The organism is Streptomyces sp. SP18CS02 (assembly GCF_036322365.1).
Lineage (GTDB): Bacteria > Actinomycetota > Actinomycetes > Streptomycetales > Streptomycetaceae > Streptomyces.
In genome coordinates, this window is sequence record NZ_JAQYXC010000269.1 from 242,292 (window position 1) to 258,964 (window position 16,673).

A 16,673-nucleotide genomic window follows, 5' to 3' on the forward strand; every position below is an offset into this window, starting at 1 on the left:
GATCATCTGCCCGTTCACGCTGCTGTTGAATCCGGCCCCAGCAGTCGGACCGGTCGAGCATTCGTCCTGAATGAGGATGCCTTCCGCCCTGAACGGTTTCCGCGATCACGCGGTGAGCGCGGCGGGTTCACCGAGCTGTGCGGCTGCCGTGCGCCAGGCGTCCGTCACCGCTGCCCGGGCCCGCTCTGTCCGGGCGGCACCCTCCTCTGTCAGCTGGAATGACTTCCCCACGTGCACATGCAGGTCCGGGCGGCGCAGCGGCGCTGTGAACAGGCCCGCGAGCTGCTTGGGCACGCTTCCCGACGTGACCCGGCGGGCACCCGCCTGACCCACGGGCACGACGGGGGCCCCTGTCCGCCGGGCGAGCCGGGACAAGCCGCTGCGGAACGTCCCGGGTGCCGCTTCCGCAGCGTCCCTGCGGTGCGGGAGACCGCCCTCGGCGTACAGAAGGACGAGGCGTCCCCGCTCCAGTGCCTCGGCGGCCGCGTCCAGGGCGTTCGCCGCGCGTCGGTCGCGGCGGTGGACGGGTATGTGCCCTTCGCGGGCGAGCGCGCGGCCGAGTACCGGAACACGCCACAGCCCGGCGGTCGCCATGACGACCGGGCGGACGCCGAGGCGGTGCAGCGCGGCGAGCACGATGGCGGGATCGGCGAGCGAGGTGTGGTTCGCGGTGATGATGCTGCCGGTAGCGAGTTCGGCACCCGCGTCGGCGGTGATCGTGAGGCGGCCGACGGCCGGCACCAGGACGTCGGCGAGGCGGCTGAGCATGTTCGATCTCCCGAGCTCGTAAGGTTGATCTCCATCGTCGGCCGTGGACGGCGCTCCGGGCGTGAGTAGCCGCACTCATCTTCCGCAGCCCCCTACCCAGGCCCGGGCCGTGACGGCCCGCCAAGCCGGTCAGGGCACGAGTGGCGCGGCGACGCGCCCCCGTACGGGCCCTTCGGCCGGAGCGGGCGGAATCCGAAGCCTGACGCGGAAGCCCGGGAGCACAGCCCGGGCCCTTCGCAGCCGGGTGACGCACGGTCATCCGGTGGTGGTGGCGGGCTCGTCCTCCCAGGCCAGCGACGACATCCTCCACCCCGCCGGGGTCCGGACGAACTGGGTGGTCTTGTGGCCCGCGCCCTCGAACCACTCGCCCTGGTGGCGGCCCGACTTGCGGTATTCGCTGAACCGTTGGGCGATCGATCCGAAGACCTCGGTCCGCTCGGCGACCTCCCATTCGCGGAACTCCGTCAGCGTCCCGTCCGTCAGCATCCTCTGCCGGGGCTCGATGAACGCGTCGAGGTCGTACACCACGGGCTCGCCCCCGGCGCTCGCGATGATCCTCCCCTCCGGAATGAAGACGTCGCGGATTACTCCCAGATCCGGCCGGGTGTCGCCCGTGTTGGTGAAGGCGCCGACGAACACGCGCATCAGCCGGTCGAGCTCGGCCTGGACGCCCGGCACGGACCCTTCCCCGGGAGACGGCCATTCCTCGGAAAGGACCGACCAGACCTCGCTGTCCTGCCGTACCCCCCGGTACGGGAATCGCTGCCGCAGCACGCCGTCGCGGGACATGCCCAGCCGGCGCGCGGTCTCGACGCTGCGGGTGTTGCCCGCCGCGACCCACCATTCGACGCGGTGCATCCCGCGTTGCCGGAAGGCCCAGTCGATCAGGACCCGGCAGGCCCGGGTCACAAGCCCCCGCCCCTCACCCGACCGCTCGAGCCAGCAGCCGATCTCGCACACTCCCGAGGCATGGTCGAAGCGGGTGAACATGACGCCGCCGACCAGCGTGCCGTCCAGCCAGATGCCGTGGATCCGGCCGGTGTCCTGGGCCAGACGGTCGGCGTAGCGCTGGAGGGAAGCCCTGGCCGAGTCGGGATCGGTGCTGAACGTCGCCCAGGGTATCCACGGGTCGACGGAGACCCGGGCCCGGTCCATATGAGCGAGGAACTCCTCCGCCTGCCAGGGCTCCAGGGGCCGGAGCTGGGCGCGGTCGCCGAGGGGATACGTGAACATCGGAGTCTCGCTCTCTGGGTGCGCAGGGTGCGTAACAAGCGTTCGGTACGTAAGCTAGCAGCATGCCGCCCGCACCTGGAGACCGTGAAGCCCGCCGCAAGGACGTATCCGAGGCGGTGTGGCACGTACTCGCCGAAAAGGGTTTCGGCGGGCTGACCCTGCGTGCCGTCGCCGCTGCGATGGGCGTCTCGACCGGGATGCTCATGCACTACTTCCCGACCAAACGGGCTCTGATCACCCACGCCTTGGATCTGCTGGAGAAGCGCACCGCGGAGAGGCCCCGCCGCGCGCGCCCCGCCCCGGGCCTCGCCACCGTGCGCGCCATGCTCCTGGACATCCTGCCGCTGACCCCGGGCGACACCGCTCGCAATCGCATCTGGGTCAGCTCCTGGGATCTCTCCCTCGCCGACGACGGGCTGACCGCGCAGCAGGCCGACCGCTACACCCGGTTGCGCTCGATGCTCCGTCCGCACCTCGAGGCCGCGCGCGACCTCGGCCAGCTCCCCGCGGACGTCGACCTGGAACGGCTCGCCGCAGCCGCCGTCGCCTTCACCCACGGACTCGTCGTCCAGGCCCTCTTCGATCCCGGCCGATTCCCGGAAGACGTACAGGTGGTGATGCTCGACGACTTCCTGGCCTCGACCACGATGCCCCGCCCCGACGGCGGCACCCGCCGACCGCCCCACGATCCCGGCGAACGGCCATAGGGAGTCGCACGGCGGGGCTGCACCGGCCGGCCGGCCCGCCCCGCGCGCCGGTCCCAGGTGAGGTACTTCCCGAGAACGCGATGAGCCGGCGGCGGGCGTGACGCACTGGTCGCGGTCGTACAGGTCGCCGAGGTGGCGTCTCGACGGGGAACAGCCCACTCGGCTCAACTGAGGTGCCGACGGACGAAAGGCGCTGTTCCCAGGACGAACACACTGAAGCCGAGAAGTCGTTGGAGGCCGGGCTGAGCGGCGAGGTCGCTGTGCTGGATGCCATAGATCGCGTACCAATTGGCGGCGAGGTCGGTCGCCATGATGGCGCAGACGAGCTCTGTCCCTCGGCGCTTGCCGCTGATCAGCAGCGCGGCTGCGAGCAGGTCGAGGAGCGCCAGCGAGGACCAGTAGAGGTTGAGCCACCTCGGAGCCCAGTCGTAGGCCTGCAGGCCGTGGTGGAGAAGGTCGGTGACATGCGCGACGGCGCCGACGAGGAGCAGGCCGGCTGCGGTGGCGCACACCACCATCACCACCCAGAGCGGGGCGCGGTGCATCCAGACGATCACGTCACGGATCGTCCCAGCCGTTGGCGTGTCCCCTCAAGCAGTCGACGGAAGATGATCTCCCTTCGTGGAACCCGGAGAACTGACCGATGCTCAGTGGTTCCGGCCGGAGTTGGCTGTCGCCCACGGGCAGGAAGCCGGAACGGCCTCCGATACGGACCCGGTGGAGCAGATCAACGGCATACGGTGGCGAACACCGACCGGGGCGCCGCGGCGGACCGTGCCGGAGCGGCACGACCCCTGGGGCCGCGTGCACGACCTGCTCCCTGGCGCACGCGGAGGCCCGACCACCAGGGCGCACCTGGCCGTCGGACAGGGGCAGAAGCCGGTGTCGATCGTGATCACAACAGGGCGGCGCCGGGCTCCCCTCAGTTCGGGCCCCTACTGGAGAAGACCCCGGTACGTGGTCCGGGGCCGGGCAGGCCCCGGACCGCCCCGGCCGAGTGCGGGACGACAAGGCGTACGCCTCCCGCAAGAACCGCGCACGTGGGCAAACGGAGGATCCACTGCACCATCCCGGACAGAGCCGGCACGGAAATCGCTTCGTCTCACCACGGGGTGAACGGCAGACTCGCCCCATGACCACAGACTTCACCGTGCGCCCCGCCCGGCTCGCCGACGCGGGCCGCCTGGCCGAACTCCGCTGGACGTTCAAACAAGAGGACCACGAAGGGCGACCCCCGACTCCGGCGCGACCCCTGCAAGACGCGGAGCGCTGGATCCGCGACCGGCTCGGGGACGGCAGTTGGCTGGCCTGGGTCGCGGAGGCCGATGGCGAAATCTGCGGTCACGTCTTCCTCCACCTGGTGGAGCGGATGCCGGAGCCCTACGAGGACAACAACCCGGTCGGCTACGTCACGAACTACTTCGTCCTGCCGTCGCAGCGGAACAAAGGAGCCGGCTCCGCGCTCCTTGAGGCGCTGAAGCGGCATTCACACAGCACGGGCCTGGAGGGCTTGATCGTCTGGCCGTCGGAGCGCAGCACCCCGCTGTATCAGCGCCTCGGTTTCCAGCCCCCGGAGGAACTGCTGGAACTTCCGCTCGACATCTGATGAGACGCACTTCCGTCGCACGGCCTTGTGACCGGAGCCGGAGATTGCTCGTCGGACCGGCCTGCCCGGACCGACGGCCCTGGGGAGGCAGGATCGGGCGAGGAGACCGCGAGCCGGTCCCGGGCGACGCGCCCCGCAGACCGCCGATCGATGTCTCCCGCGATGGCGGGGCGCTGACGTCCGCGTACCTCCTGAAGGGGGTCTGCCGCCGGGTCTGCTCGGTTGCCGGGCGGTCACCGGCAGGGCGTTCTGCACGGCACACGACGGCGGTGGCACGGATGAGGCCCTGAGGGCCGTGGCCTGTACCTCCACGGGTCAGACGCAGGTGTTGCCGTCCGACCAGGTCTTCGTCACCCCTCCGGGGCCGGCCTTGAAACGCACCACCGTGCACTGGAAGTTCTGACGGACCTCGTCGCCCACCGTGTACTCGTAGGACGTGGGGTAGCCCGGCCATCCCGCCTCGCATCCCTGGCCGCACCACCAGGCACCGATATCGCCCCAGACCGGGAAGGCACCACTGCGCGGAGACCAGTAGATCGTTCCGTGCTGGAACTGCGTGCGTCGGCCGAACCCGTCGGGGTTGACCAACTCGTCGGTGAGCGGGCACCCCAGGGCCCCGCCGGGGCCACCCATGCGAAGGTACGTCCGCTCGATCTCCCCCACGACCTCGCGGGGCGGATCACAGTAGGGAGTGGCTTGCGCGTGCGGCGCGGCCGACACGAGAAGCACGCCGGCCAACAGCGCCGGCAGGACCAATACCACGGGGATCCGGCCCCGCACCCGTCGTCCTGGAATCGCGCTGAGGCGCATTCTCCGCCCGCCTTCCTTCCTCGCCAATGCGTGCCGCCCGGGGTGTCCGCGACAACCGGGCGCCGGGTTCCGGGGCGCGTCTGCCTCCTGCGGCCGGGTACGGCACGGACACACGGACACCGCCGAGAGCAAAGCGCAATCGACCGACTGCCGAAAGTCACATGACGCCACTGCTGGACAATCCGCTACCGCTCGTTTGCCGCACCCGTTCCCGGGCGGTACGCGGCCCGTCGCCCGGCGCCGCTCCGCCGCGAAGCCCCTGGGTGCACACCCGCCCCGACCGCCACCTGTGCCGGTGGCCGGAACACCTGCTGTGAGCACCACTCCGGAAGGTGAATCGCTCGCTTGCTCGATTGACATCACGGCATGAGGCCGGAGCTCCGGAGCCGCGACAAGCAGCGCGGGATCCCACGATCGGACGCCCGGTCCCCCTGTCCTGCTGAGAGATGGCGTGTCACCGCCGGTTTGGAACCCACCGCCGGCGGGCATAACTCTTCGGCCCCCGGCGCGGCACGCTGGCACACGGTGGCCGTGCGGCGACCGCCATGGTGTCGCGCCGTGGATTCGGGCAGAACGCCAGGACCGCTGCGAAGGGACCGACGTCGTGAGTGCCGGCGAGAAGGCCAAGGCTCAGATCGAACAGGTTGCCGGTAAGGCCGTGCGGAAAACAGCCCACGCGCTGCGCAAGGAGACCATGGCCGCCAAGGGCGCCGCCCTGGAAGCCCGGGGCAAGGCCCGCCAGGGGAAGGAAAAGGCCAAGGACCGGTTCCGCTGACTGATGGCGCCGTGAGGCGTCCCGCCTCACTCCGGTGCTTCGTCGGACGACTTCCGCCCGGCGTCCGCCGGCCCGACGGGTACGGCGGACCGACCGGGCCGACCGCCCGCGCCCGGCCCGGTCGGGGCCGTGTGCAGGTCGCGCGGCCGTTTGTCAGGGGCCGGGACTCAGGGGCCGGCGTCCGGGGCCCGGTCGCGATGTCCCGGGCCCGGCGTCGCCCCGTGCAAAGTTGCGGTGGCACGGCAAACGGCCCTGGCGGTCTCGCAGGGAAGATCATGGATTCACACGTTTGCCGATGCGCCGACGGTAAAAAAGCTGCTTATCACTGGCTTCCCACGACGAGGTAGGCATCATGGGCATCATTGCTTGGATCCTCATCGGACTGCTCGCGGGCATCATCGCGAAGATGCTGATGCCGGGCAAGGACCCCGGCGGCATCATCATCACGATGCTTATCGGCATCGTCGGCGGACTGCTCGGCGGATGGCTCGGCAAGGTCCTCTTCGGTGTGGACTCCATCGACGGTTTCTTCGACCTCTCCACATGGATCGCCGCCATCGTCGGCTCCCTCATCCTCCTTGCTCTCTACCGTCTCTTCTCGCGCGGCAGCCACACGCACCGTCACGCCTGAATCGGCACAACGGCGTACCGCGCGGAAGAAGAGGACGGCTTCCCCCTCGTCGAGGGGGAAGCCGTCCTCTTCTTCCCCGGTCACCCGTCACCGTGTGGCGCCCGGCGGCTCCTGTCCGCACCGCCGCCACACCGCACTCGACGGACACCCGCCCATCAGCCGCGTCGACAACGCTGACTGGTCTGTACGCCCGGTGCGTGTCCGGAAGCGGACGCCGCCGCGTCCCTCAGCAGGCTGCACCGCAGGGAGCGTCCCCCTCAGCTCCTGGGCGGAAGGAGGGGCCCGAGCGGACCGAGGTCCAGATTGAGGTCTTCCAGCGCGTAGCCGTGCTGGGCGCACAGATCGGCCAGCCGGTCGTGCAGGGCCAGTAGCGTGGCCCCCAGCTCCTCCTCCTGTTCGTCGCTGAGGTCCCCCGCGTCCACTCGGCGCAGGGCCTGGCGCTCGATGAGCTGACGCAGCAGTTCCACCAGGGTGAGGACGAGTTTGAGGAGATCCTCTTCCACGGTCTCGCGGTCGGTGCGCAGGCGGTGCGCGGCGCGCCCGGCCGGGTCGTGCTCCGTGGGAGGTGCCTGGAGAAGCCGGAACGCGTGCGACATCCTGTCCCCGACGTCTTCGAGCTCCCGGCCGGGTGGCGGAGCCGGGCCGCGGTGTGCCCCCGGGCGTTCCTCACTCATGGCGCCCGCTCCCGCGGAGCCTGCGCGAGGAGAGGTGCCTCGGAGCTGACGGAGACGATGAGGGCCCGCAGCGAGATACGGACGAGGTCGATGTCGGCGATGGAAAGGACGATGTCGCCGGTGATGACCACACCGCCACTGAGCAGACGGTCGAGGAGGTCCACCAGCGCGACCTGGCGCCCCGGCAGCGGTTGCCCGTGTTCGGCGATGGTCATGGGCCGGGCTCCTCGGCAGGAGTCGGGGGCCGGCTCTCGTCGGGCGGCTCGGGCGGCATGGCGAAGGAATAGGGCGCCCAGGGGCCGGTCACCTCGACGCGGACACCGCCGAAGGTTCCCGCGGCCTCCTCGATGGCGGCCTTGAACTGCTGACTGTGCTCGTCAGGTACGAGATAGGCGTCGTTGACCACGTTCTCGGCCGGCCCTGTCAGGGCGCCACGCTGGGTCTGATGACGTACACGCTGCGAGGCGTAACGGAAGGCGATGGCTTCCACCGTCGCGGCGGCCTCCTGCGCTTGGTCGTAGACGGCCTCCAAGGCGTGGTGCTGGGCCCTGCGGCGCTGAAGGTACGCCTTTCCGGGAGTGGCGGGAGGGCGGGGAGCGCCGGAGCCGGTGTCGGTGGCAGGGGCATCCTCGGGCGGATCCGCAGCGGGGGCGAGGTAGAGCTTCACACCGAATTCGGTGTGGGCGGTCAGCCGGGTGAGCGTTTCGGCGAAGGTCCGGTGCTGCTCCGCGAGGGCCTGACGGGCACGGTCGTCGTCCTGGTAGACGGTGGCCATGCGCAGCGGGAGGACGGTGGTGTGAGCGGAGAGTGCCTGTACGACATCGTGGTGGGCACGGGCGACGCTCTCGAGCCACTCCATGTCCTCGAAGTGGTTCTTCAACGCGGTCTCGCCGAAGTCACTCAGTGGCACCCGGCTCGTGGCGAAGGCCAGGGACGACGCCGTCGGGCCGACCGGGCCGATCCGGGGCGCGGCGGTGACGAAGAGCACGGGGGACCCGTAGATCCCGCGCAGGCCCGCCAGGCTGTCGCGCAGGTGTTCCGTGAGGGGCACCGCGGCGTAGACGTAGGTGAGGGTCTCCTCCGGCGTGCTCATCGCCGTCGCCTTCGTGCGGGCCCGCCGTCCGCTTCGCTGCCGGGTTCCTCATCGGCGGTGCGCGGAAGGAGCTCCTGATCGTCGAGCCGTTGTTGACGCAGGGCCTCCAGTTCGGCGCGCAGTCTGCGGTTCTCCAGTTCGAGAGGGCTGCCGGTGTGCCGGGAGGAGAGCGAGGGGTCGTGCTCCCACCAGTCGATGCCCATCTCTTTCGCCTTGTCCACGGAGGCGACCAGGATCCGCAGCTTGATGGTCAGCAGCTCGATGTCGAGGAGGTTGATGCGGATGTCGCCGGCGATCACGATGCCTTTGTCCAGAACTCTCTCCAGAATGTCGGCCAGGCTGGACGAACTTTGCCCGTACGGCGTCGGGGCGGCTCTGGACGGGTACGACCCGAGCCGGCCGGGTAGCGGATCAGACACGATGACGTCCTCGCTTCCCCATCAGCGGAATTGCTGCCGGAATTCCGCGATCTCGGTCAGTCGGTCGATGAGCTCGTCCTCCCGGCGGTCGAAGGTGTCCTGATCCACCTCACCGCTCAGCAGCCGCCGCTCGAGGTCGGCGAGCTCGCGCCGCACCGGGGCCGGGTCGTAGTACTCGTCCTCGGCCTTCTCCACGACCCGCTGGGCGGCCCATACGGCGGCCCGCACCGGGGCGACGGGAAGAGTGAGCAGATGCGTCAGCAGTCCCATGGTCCGTGTCCTCCTCTCCCCCGGGGGTGACGGGGTCGGCGGTGATCACTGCACGAAGCTGTACGGGGGCAGGGGGCCGGTGAGGCGGAGTTCGACGCCGTCCTCGATCCGGTGCGCGAGGTCGGTGTGCGCTGCCAGGAAGTCGGCCCGCCGCTCCTGGGGCACCAGGAGCGAGATGCTGAGGAAGTCGGGGCTTGCGGACGGATGGGTGGCGTGCTCATGGGCGTAAGGGAGCAGCTCCCGGACCAGCCCCTCGGCCAGCGCGTCGTGGTGTTCCTGCACGTCGCGGGCCACGAGTTCGCCCAGGGCCAGGGGCAGCTGCGGGTCCGTCGCGCCGGCGCGGATCCGGTCGTTGAGCGCCGTCGCTTCGGGCGAATCCCGCAGGATCCGGCGAAGCAGCTCGTCCTCGTCCTGCTGGGAGGCCCGCACGTGGTATTCGGCGCAGCCGTCGAGTCGTTCCAGAGTGGCCAGGTAGGCGTCGGTGTCACCTTCGAGGGCCTGCCGGACGGCCGTTTCGTGGGCGGCGATGTAGCCGAACTGCAGCGGCAGGACCACCCCGTCGGTCATGAGGCGTTCCTGCACCTCCTGGTGCACCTGCAGGTCCCTGCGCTTGGGTCTGATCTCTTCCGAGACATCGCTGACCACTGCGGACAGGGGTCCGGCGGTGACGGTGCGCACCGGTGCGGGGCGGGATCCCACGCCGGTCAGGCCGTCAAGCCGGTGGGGATGGTCCTTGCTCGTGATCGCGTAGACGTAGAGTGCCATCGCTTACTCCTTCTCCCGGCGCACCGGTCGCCGGGCGGGACGCCGCCGCCTGGGCGCGGCCTCCTCCTCGCTCTCCTCCTCCTGCGGTTCCTCCGCCTTGGCGGAGCGGGCGGTCAGGGACTCGGTCACGGCGTCGACGGCTCCGCTCAGCGCGCCCTTGGACTTGCCGCGGGCTCCGCCTTCCATCATGGTTCCCACGACCTCCGGCAGCTGGGCGGGTGCCTTGCGGCCGGCTTCGAGATCGAGCCGGTTGCATGCCTCGGCGAAACGCAGGTAGGTGTCGACGCTGGCCACCACGATGCGGGCGTCGATCTTGAGGATCTCGATGCCCACGAGAGAGACGCGGACGAAGACGTCGATGACGAGACCACGGTCGAGGATGAGCTCAAGGACGTCGTACAGGCTGCTCGAGCCGCTTCCGCCCCTGCTTACGTTGCTGCCGCTCTGCGGCACCATGGTCATGGCGCCTCCTTTCCCGGGCGGCCTGCCTCAGGTCGGCCGGTCGATCATGCCGCGGCTGTAACGGCGGGTCCGTTCGTAGGAGATCAGCTGCCCGTCCGGGTCCAGGGCGACCTTGTAGCTGGCCATCACACTGGTCGTGTCGGGGATGCGTTCGAGCTCCAGGACCTCCACCTGCGCCTCCCAGCCGTCCTCGGTCGGCTTGAGGGAGGAGACGGAGTCGGGCGCCCTGCCGAGCAGTTGTGCCAGCTGCCCCGCCGCGGAGCGCATGGCGGAAGCCGCGTCGGGGACCCCTGCCCGCCGGCCGGCGGGAGCCCGGCGCGACGGCGTCCTGTCCCGCTCCTCCGCGTCGTCGGCCGGGCGGGGGCGAGCTCTGCGCGGACGTGCCGGTTCTGGTGCGGCCATAGGTCACTCCACTGGGGGACACCGCTTGCCGAAACTATAATGGCATCATATACGGACATTTCTCTCGGCTCGGGGTGAGTCGTCCGCACATCGCCCGAGCGGGGCGGTCGCACCCGGTCGACAGCGCCGGCACAGTCGGCGCATCCACGGACCAGGACGGCTTCCCGGGCGGCGATGACAACCCGCAAGCGCCCTGGTGAAGGGATAGCAGCTCATGCAGGACACGACCAAAATCGCGCTCGCGGCCGCCGTGGCCGGGGGCTATGCACTGGGACGGGCCAAGAAGGGCCGCCTCGCGTTCACGGCTGCGACGTACCTCGCCGGCCGCCGCTTCGGTCTTGAGCCGGGCCAGCTCATGACGCAGGGCCTCAGCAAGCTCAAGGAGATGCCCCAGTTCGCCGAGATCGGCGATCAGCTGCGGGGAGAGGCCCTGGGGGCGGGCAAGAAGGCGCTGGGAGCCGCCGCCAACCGCAAACTCGCCGATCTCGCCGATTCGTTGCACCAGCGGACGCTCGAACTCGGCAGCTCGGATGAGTCCGAAGAGGAAGAGCCTTACGAGGACGAGGACGAGGACGAGTACGAAGCCGAAGCCGAAGCCGAGGACGAGGACGAGGACGAAGAGGGTTTCGCGGAGCCTGAGGCCGAGGAGGAAGAGGAAGAGGAAGAACCGCAGGAGGGCGAGGAGGAAGAGGAAGAGGAGGAGCCGTTCGAGCCCGAGGCCCAGGAGGAGCCGGAGGAGGAATCCGAGGAGGAGCCGGAGGAGGAACCCGAAGAAGCACCTCCGCCTCGCAGGCGCGGTCGGCCCCCGACACGGACCCGCTCCGCCGACGCGGACACTCCCCGCAGGACGCCGCGGCGACCGAGCCCCTCGGCACCCGCGGCCCCCGCCAAGAAGACCGCCGGCAAGAAGACCGCGGCCAAGAAGACCTCGGCGGAGAAGACGCCACCACGATCCGCCGCCAAGAAGGCCGCACCGTCCAAGACCGCCGCGAAGAAGTCCGCCAAGAAGGCCGCACCGGCGAAGAAGGCGGCACCGGCGAAGAAGGCCGCCGCGCGCGGTCCGGCGCGCAAGACGGCAGCCAAGAAGACCGCGACGCGCACTCCGGCGCGCAAGACGGCAGCCAAGAAGACCGCAGCGAAGAAGACTGCGGGTCGCAAGCCGTCCACGCGGAGGTAGGTCATGGCACAGTCAGACCGCGGCAGCGCGCCGGAATCGAAGTCCGGGCTGGACCAACTGCTGGGGGAACTGTCCGGGTTCCTCGGCGCCCAGGCCGAACAGCTCGCGGACAAGGCGTCGGACAAGCTGGGGAACGTCACCGACCAGCTTCTCGACGTGGCCGACGGCAAAGGGAAGTTGTCCGACGTCGCCGGCATCGGGGGGCGGATGTTGCAGGGCGACTCGCCCCTGAAAGCGATAGCGGGACAGGGTTTCGGCAGCCTGAAGGACAAAGTGACCGGTGCCGCCTCCCAGATGTTCGGGAAGGGCAAGAAGGGCCGCAAGAGCGGTGGCAAGGTCATCAACATCATCGAGTTCATCGATGTGGGTCTGCCGCTGCGCACCGTGTACGACCACTGGACGCAGTACGAGGACTTCAGCGGGTTCACCAAGGGAGTGCGCGACGTCTCCCGCAACGACGACACCACCAGCGACTGGAAGGTGAAGGTCGGCCCCTCCACACGCGGCTTCAAGGCCACCGTCCAGGAGCAGATACCCGACGAGCGGATCGTGTGGACCTCGGAGGGCGCCAAGGGCACCACCCGCGGCTGCGTCAGCTTCCACGAAGTCACTCCGACCCTCACCCGGATCGTCGTGGTGGTCGAGTACTACCCGTCGGGGTTCTTCGAGAAGACCGGCAACATCTGGCGTGCTCAGGGGCGCCGCCTGCGTCTGGACCTCAAGCACTTCCTCCGGCATGTCTCGCTCACCACCGACGAGCCGGAAGGCTGGCGCGGCGAGATCCGCGACAGCGAGGTGGTCCGCACCCACGAAGAGGCTCTCGAAGAGGAAGAAGAGAGCGAAGAGCCGGAAGAGGACGACGAGGAAACGCCGGAAGAGGACGAGGGCGCCGACGGGTACGAAGAGGGTGACGAGGAGGAGAGCGAGGAAGAGCCCGACGGGCGGTACGCCGATGAGGAGGGCGAGGCCCAGGAGGAGGATGACGAGGACGAGGAGGGCGAAGTCCCGGAGGAGGATGTCGAGGACGAGACCGCGGACGAGGACGAATACGAATACGAGGACGACGAGAACGACGAGGACGTCGAGGACGAAGACACCCGCCGTCCGCGTCGGCGGCAGCGACAGCGACAGCGACAGTGACCACCCGGTCAGACGGGGACCTGGGGCGGCTTCCGCAAGGCGTCGTCGAGGCCCTGTCTGATGGGCGCTCCGCGCGGAAGGGGACCGTATCGCCCTGGCCCGAGGCCGCCTCACCTCTTCGAGCGCGTCTTGTCAGGGTTCGTGCCCTGAGGTCCTGGTGCCCCGAGGTCCGGGTGCCGGGGTCCGGGTGTCGGGGTCCGGGTGCCCCGAGCAGCCGACGCCACCGTACGGCATCCGTGCTGCGGCAAGGGTGCGGAGGGCGGCAGCGGGCGGGAACCGGCCCCCGAAGAGGACCGTGGGCCCGTCCTTCGCGTCGGCTCGTCGTACTCGCCGGAAAGCGACGCCCTGGCTTTCCGGGACATTCACGGTCGCCGACCGGGTACACGCGCTCCCATGCACGGACAACATGCGCGTCCTACGAGTTCTCTGTTCGGCCGGCCCGGTCAGGACGGAGCACCGCCGCCGGGTCCTGGCACCGCCAAGCACTCCCGCCGGTCCAAGGGCACCGGCCGCCTCCGGCGCCGGATCCTCGCCTACCGCGCGATCGACTTCCTGTCCTCCCGCGTCCCGGGGGACTCGGGCCCCGGTGAGGAATGCCTGCTCCTGGTCCATGTCCGCAAGGTGGTCGGCCAGGTCCACTACCGGATCTGTGTCGACTGCGCCGAAGCCGTCATCACCGGTGTCGTCATCGAGGAGCGCTTCCTCCATACCGGCCTGGGCACCCGTGCGCTGTCCCATCTGCGCTCCCGCTACCCGGACATGGTCTGGCGCAGCACCATGGGCCTGCGCACCACCCGAGACCTCCTGCGCCGTATGCGCATCCCCACGACGACCTCCGAGGGGCTGTGCCCGCACATGCGGCAGCCGCACGTCGCATCGGTGCCGACCGCTCTCTGACCGGACGACGGAGAGCCACCAGGGGCGTACTCGTCGCATCCGTGCGACACGGGCGTGCTTCCGGACGGTGACAGGGGCGTGTTTCCGGACGGTGAGAGGCACGGATGGCCTTCTCCGTCGGCGGGAGCCGGTTCCCCGTGCGGGCCGGCGGCCCAGTGACGGCCCTCGATCCGCCGGACGACCCCGCTTCTACAGGTGGGACAGTGCGAACGCCGACAGGAATCCCGCCACAGTGACCAGTCCTGTCAGGAGGTGCACCTTGCTGTAGGCCTCGGGGATCATCGTGTCGGCGACCATCGAGAGGATCGCCCCGCCCGCGACGGCGGTGATCACGGCCATCAACGCTTCGGAAGCGCCTCCGAGCAGGGCGTAGCCGCCCAGCGCCGCCAGTCCGCTGGCCACGGCGATGCTCCCCCACAGGGCGAACACGTACATCCGGCTGCGTCCGGCGCTCCTCATGCCGGCGGAGCTGGCGAGCCCTTCGGGGATGTTGCTGATGAACACCGCTCCCACTGTCGCCGCCCCGAGGTGGCCGCCGCCCAGCAGGCTCGTCCCGATGACCACGGACTCCGGGACCCCGTCGAGCAGAGCCCCCAACGCGATGGCGTTCCCCGACCCGGGTGCCTCGGCCTCGGACGGCTGCTGTTCCCCGGACCGCTTGCGGTGCCGCGCGCCGTGCCGTGCCAGCAGCGCGTTGGCTCCCGAATACACCGCCGCGCCGCCGACCGCTCCCGCCACCACCGGCCAGATCCCCGCGCGTTCATAGGCATCGGCAATCAGCTCGAAGGAGACCGCGGCCATCAGCACGCCACTGCCGAAGGCCATGACCAGGGCTATCAGCCGTGGCGGCACGCGCACCAGTGAGCCGATCGCAGCGCCCACCAGCAGAGCCGCCCCCGCGAACAGGCCCCACCCTCCCGCCGTCAACGCTCCGCTCATCACCGCTCCACTTCCTTGGTCGATACACGCGCCCTCCTACCCGGCAATGGGCGCCCCATGACCGGTCGGCCGACACGGCGGGTGCGGCAACGTCCATCGCGACGCTCACCAGGACGGCCCCGCTCCCGGAGCGGGGAACGGGGCCGTGGGCGGGGCGGGGCCGGGTCAGTTGATGCGCTTGCCGACCAGGGCGTTGTCCGGGTGGAGCGTGCTGCGGGAGCGGTTCCACCGGATGGTGAGGGTCCAGGTGTCATAGGTGGCGTTGACCGCCGGGGTGGCGCTCGACGGGGCCGGTCCCCCCGAGGGCTGCCGCCATCCGGTCCACGTACTCCCGCCGCTGGAGGAGGTGTTGATCCACGTCATGCCGTCGGTTCCCACGCAGGAGATGAGGACGCGCTGCTGGTTCGCGTAGCCTCCCTCGCCGGGCCGCACCACCCGGGTCGGATTACCGAGTCGGGCGGCCGAGACCCCGCTGTGGCAGATGGCACCTCCGGGGACCTGATCGACGTTGGTCACCTGCCCGTTGCGCTGGTCGGTGCGGGCGCGGTACACACGGTTGTCGGTGCCGGTGAAATAGCTCTGCCACTCCGGCCAGCCGTATCCCCAGAGCGCGATCTGGCTCTCGCCCTCGATGTCCCTGGAGTTCCCGGCGAGCTGGAAACCCTGGCTGTACGTCCACTGGGAGCCGGGCCTGATGGAGCCGTTGTCGTTCATCACGTACTGGTAGTTGATGCGTCCGTCATAGCGCGGAACGTCGATCCTCAGACTGCCCGTGACCTCGCTGAGCGACAGCCAGGGACTGCCCATGGCCCAGGCGTTGGAGGCGATCTGCTGCCAGGGCGTCCAGAAATTCGCGGACCCGCTGTTGACCTGGGAGTAGAAGATCTCCGAATTCGTTCCGCGAATGGCGACGAAGGCCCGTCCCGGCGGGAATTCGATGATGCGGGGCGGGGACGCCGTCCTCGCCGCCCCGAAGTTCCCCAGGGGTCTCCAGGTCCCGCCGTTGTAGCGGAACCAGACATTGCTGTCACTGCCCCTGACGACGTCGTAGACGTTGCCGGTGATCGTCACGCTGTACAGGGAGGACTGCGCGGTGGCCTCGCCACCGAGATTCTGCCAGGAGCCCTCACTCGCGGCGGCCGGGCCGGGCGCCATGAGCATGGACAGGCCGGCGACAAGGGCGACCACCATCGTCCGCCATGTGGTGAAAGCCGCGTGCCTGCGCGTCATCAACATGGATTTCCTTTCCGTCACCCGCGACGGTAGGGCGAAGGGACTGCCCCTCCTTGCCCCGCAGCGCACGGCGGTTGCTCCGGCAGTGCACGCCGGACGTCGGGGTCCGCGCACGGGCCCGGGACGACGGGCCGGGGTGACAGGCCGCCGCCGGGCGCGTTCCACCGCTCGGGGTCGCGGTCCGCGCATCCGTCGCGCGGGCCGGCCTTCCCGATCCGCCGGACAGGACAACCGCCGCTTGGCTACAGTCGGTCCCCCGGTCAGGGGGCCGGGAGGGGAGCGTGCACGGCTACACGCCGGGGCTGCGCGGGGATCACGGGGGATCTGCATGGACGTCAAGCTCGGGGATGCCGTCGAGGCACTGCGCAACGACCTCATGGAGGCCGCCCGGCGCGGCGAGGACCAGGACATCACCTTCGATGTCGGCCCCATCGAGATGGAGTTCCTCGTGGAGATCCGCCAGGAGGCCCGGGCGAAGGCCGGCTTCCGGGCGTGGGTCGTCACCGCGGATGCCGAAGGCGTCGCGGCCCGCGGCCGCAGCCACCGTGTGACGGTGACCCTCACGCCGCGCCGCGGGGGCGGTCCGGTGCGGATCTCGGCGGAAGGCACGGATCTGCCCGGCGGCGAGGCGCCGGGGGACGAGGACCGCGCCCGGCGGGCCCGTTGACCGGG

The 16,673-nt window shown here is 70.1% G+C and carries 22 protein-coding genes; 8 read left to right on the plus strand and 14 right to left on the minus strand.

Annotated features, from left to right (window positions below; translation table 11 throughout):
* Window positions 1-105: 105 nt before the first annotated feature.
* Together PUR26_RS10485 and PUR26_RS10490 are read right to left on the minus strand one after the other, a co-directional pair.
* A complete protein-coding gene (locus tag PUR26_RS10485; protein ID WP_329871433.1) occupies window positions 106-768 on the minus strand; it encodes a lysophospholipid acyltransferase family protein in 663 nt (220 codons plus the stop codon).
* A 255-nt stretch (window positions 769-1,023) separates the two neighbouring features.
* Window positions 1,024-2,001 (minus strand): GNAT family N-acetyltransferase, encoded by a 978-nt coding sequence (locus tag PUR26_RS10490; RefSeq protein WP_329871435.1) that lies wholly within the window; start codon window positions 1,999-2,001, stop codon window positions 1,024-1,026.
* A gap of 62 nt (window positions 2,002-2,063) precedes the next feature.
* Here PUR26_RS10490 and PUR26_RS10495 point away from each other — a divergent pair, with 62 nt between their 5' ends.
* Window positions 2,064-2,708: a TetR/AcrR family transcriptional regulator gene (locus PUR26_RS10495; RefSeq protein ID WP_329871436.1), complete on the plus strand. Its 645-nt coding sequence runs from the start codon at window positions 2,064-2,066 to the stop codon at window positions 2,706-2,708.
* A 164-nt stretch (window positions 2,709-2,872) separates the two neighbouring features.
* On the opposite strand, the gene PUR26_RS10500 is transcribed toward PUR26_RS10495, so the two are convergent.
* Window positions 2,873-3,265: a hypothetical protein gene (locus PUR26_RS10500; RefSeq protein ID WP_329871438.1), complete on the minus strand. Its 393-nt coding sequence runs from the start codon at window positions 3,263-3,265 to the stop codon at window positions 2,873-2,875.
* Between the two features lie 575 nt (window positions 3,266-3,840).
* Here PUR26_RS10500 and PUR26_RS10505 point away from each other — a divergent pair.
* Window positions 3,841-4,314 (plus strand): GNAT family N-acetyltransferase, encoded by a 474-nt coding sequence (locus tag PUR26_RS10505; RefSeq protein ID WP_329871440.1) that lies wholly within the window; start codon window positions 3,841-3,843, stop codon window positions 4,312-4,314.
* A 315-nt stretch (window positions 4,315-4,629) separates the two neighbouring features.
* Here the strand turns inward: PUR26_RS10505 and PUR26_RS10510 are convergent, their stop codons facing one another.
* A complete protein-coding gene (locus PUR26_RS10510) occupies window positions 4,630-5,043 on the minus strand; it encodes an LGFP repeat-containing protein (RefSeq protein ID WP_329871442.1) in 414 nt (137 codons plus the stop codon).
* A 685-nt stretch (window positions 5,044-5,728) separates the two neighbouring features.
* Here PUR26_RS10510 and PUR26_RS10515 point away from each other — a divergent pair.
* Together PUR26_RS10515 and PUR26_RS10520 are read left to right on the plus strand one after the other, a co-directional pair.
* Complete coding sequence (locus PUR26_RS10515) at window positions 5,729-5,899, plus strand: hypothetical protein (protein ID WP_329871444.1); 171 nt, start codon at window positions 5,729-5,731, stop codon at window positions 5,897-5,899.
* Window positions 5,900-6,251: 352 nt separating this feature from the next.
* Window positions 6,252-6,530 carry a GlsB/YeaQ/YmgE family stress response membrane protein gene (locus PUR26_RS10520; RefSeq protein WP_329871446.1) on the plus strand — a complete coding sequence of 93 codons (279 nt, stop codon included), beginning with the start codon at window positions 6,252-6,254 and terminating at the stop codon, window positions 6,528-6,530.
* Window positions 6,531-6,787: 257 nt separating this feature from the next.
* Here the strand turns inward: PUR26_RS10520 and PUR26_RS10525 are convergent, their stop codons facing one another.
* From PUR26_RS10525 to PUR26_RS10560, 8 genes are read right to left on the minus strand one after another with little or no spacing between them, the layout of a single operon-like run.
* The gene (locus PUR26_RS10525) at window positions 6,788-7,204 is read right to left on the minus strand and encodes a gas vesicle protein K (RefSeq protein ID WP_329871448.1); all 417 of its coding nucleotides are present in this window, start codon (window positions 7,202-7,204) and stop codon (window positions 6,788-6,790) included.
* Window positions 7,201-7,419, minus strand: a complete 219-nt coding sequence (locus tag PUR26_RS10530; RefSeq protein WP_329871450.1) for a gas vesicle protein — start codon at window positions 7,417-7,419, stop codon at window positions 7,201-7,203. Before PUR26_RS10530 ends, PUR26_RS10525 begins: the two co-directional genes overlap by 4 nt.
* Window positions 7,416-8,297, minus strand: a complete 882-nt coding sequence (locus PUR26_RS10535; RefSeq protein ID WP_329871451.1) for a GvpL/GvpF family gas vesicle protein — start codon at window positions 8,295-8,297, stop codon at window positions 7,416-7,418. The genes PUR26_RS10530 and PUR26_RS10535 overlap by 4 nt, the downstream gene beginning before the upstream one ends.
* On the minus strand, window positions 8,294-8,716 hold the full coding sequence (locus tag PUR26_RS10540) for a gas vesicle protein (protein ID WP_329871453.1): 423 nt from the start codon (window positions 8,714-8,716) through the stop codon (window positions 8,294-8,296). The genes PUR26_RS10535 and PUR26_RS10540 overlap by 4 nt, the downstream gene beginning before the upstream one ends.
* Window positions 8,717-8,737: 21 nt before the next feature.
* Window positions 8,738-8,986 carry a gas vesicle protein GvpG gene (locus tag PUR26_RS10545; protein WP_329871455.1) on the minus strand — a complete coding sequence of 83 codons (249 nt, stop codon included), beginning with the start codon at window positions 8,984-8,986 and terminating at the stop codon, window positions 8,738-8,740.
* Window positions 8,987-9,031: 45 nt separating this feature from the next.
* Entirely contained in the window at window positions 9,032-9,751 is a 720-nt protein-coding gene (locus PUR26_RS10550) for a GvpL/GvpF family gas vesicle protein (RefSeq protein ID WP_329871457.1), read from the minus strand.
* A gap of 3 nt (window positions 9,752-9,754) precedes the next feature.
* Entirely contained in the window at window positions 9,755-10,213 is a 459-nt protein-coding gene (locus PUR26_RS10555; protein ID WP_329871459.1) for a gas vesicle structural protein GvpA, read from the minus strand.
* 27 nt (window positions 10,214-10,240) lie between these two features.
* Window positions 10,241-10,615, minus strand: coding sequence for a gas vesicle protein GvpO (locus tag PUR26_RS10560; protein WP_329871460.1), 375 nt, complete (start codon window positions 10,613-10,615; stop codon window positions 10,241-10,243).
* A 214-nt stretch (window positions 10,616-10,829) separates the two neighbouring features.
* Here PUR26_RS10560 and PUR26_RS10565 point away from each other — a divergent pair, with 214 nt between their 5' ends.
* The 3 genes from PUR26_RS10565 (at window position 10,830) to PUR26_RS10575 (ending at window position 13,829) form a co-directional block, all read left to right on the plus strand.
* Window positions 10,830-11,792, plus strand: coding sequence for a histone protein (locus PUR26_RS10565; protein WP_329871462.1), 963 nt, complete (start codon window positions 10,830-10,832; stop codon window positions 11,790-11,792).
* A 3-nt stretch (window positions 11,793-11,795) separates the two neighbouring features.
* Entirely contained in the window at window positions 11,796-12,932 is a 1,137-nt protein-coding gene (locus PUR26_RS10570; RefSeq protein WP_329871464.1) for an SRPBCC family protein, read from the plus strand.
* Window positions 12,933-13,325: 393 nt separating this feature from the next.
* Entirely contained in the window at window positions 13,326-13,829 is a 504-nt protein-coding gene (locus PUR26_RS10575; protein ID WP_329871466.1) for a hypothetical protein, read from the plus strand.
* Between the two features lie 189 nt (window positions 13,830-14,018).
* Here the strand turns inward: PUR26_RS10575 and PUR26_RS10580 are convergent, their stop codons facing one another.
* Window positions 14,019-14,768, minus strand: a complete 750-nt coding sequence (locus PUR26_RS10580; protein ID WP_329871468.1) for a ZIP family metal transporter — start codon at window positions 14,766-14,768, stop codon at window positions 14,019-14,021.
* Window positions 14,769-14,933: 165 nt separating this feature from the next.
* Window positions 14,934-15,998 carry a hypothetical protein gene (locus PUR26_RS10585; protein WP_329871469.1) on the minus strand — a complete coding sequence of 355 codons (1,065 nt, stop codon included), beginning with the start codon at window positions 15,996-15,998 and terminating at the stop codon, window positions 14,934-14,936.
* 331 nt (window positions 15,999-16,329) lie between these two features.
* Here PUR26_RS10585 and PUR26_RS10590 point away from each other — a divergent pair, with 331 nt between their 5' ends.
* A complete protein-coding gene (locus PUR26_RS10590; RefSeq protein WP_329871471.1) occupies window positions 16,330-16,668 on the plus strand; it encodes a trypco2 family protein in 339 nt (112 codons plus the stop codon).
* Window positions 16,669-16,673: the final 5 nt, after the last annotated feature.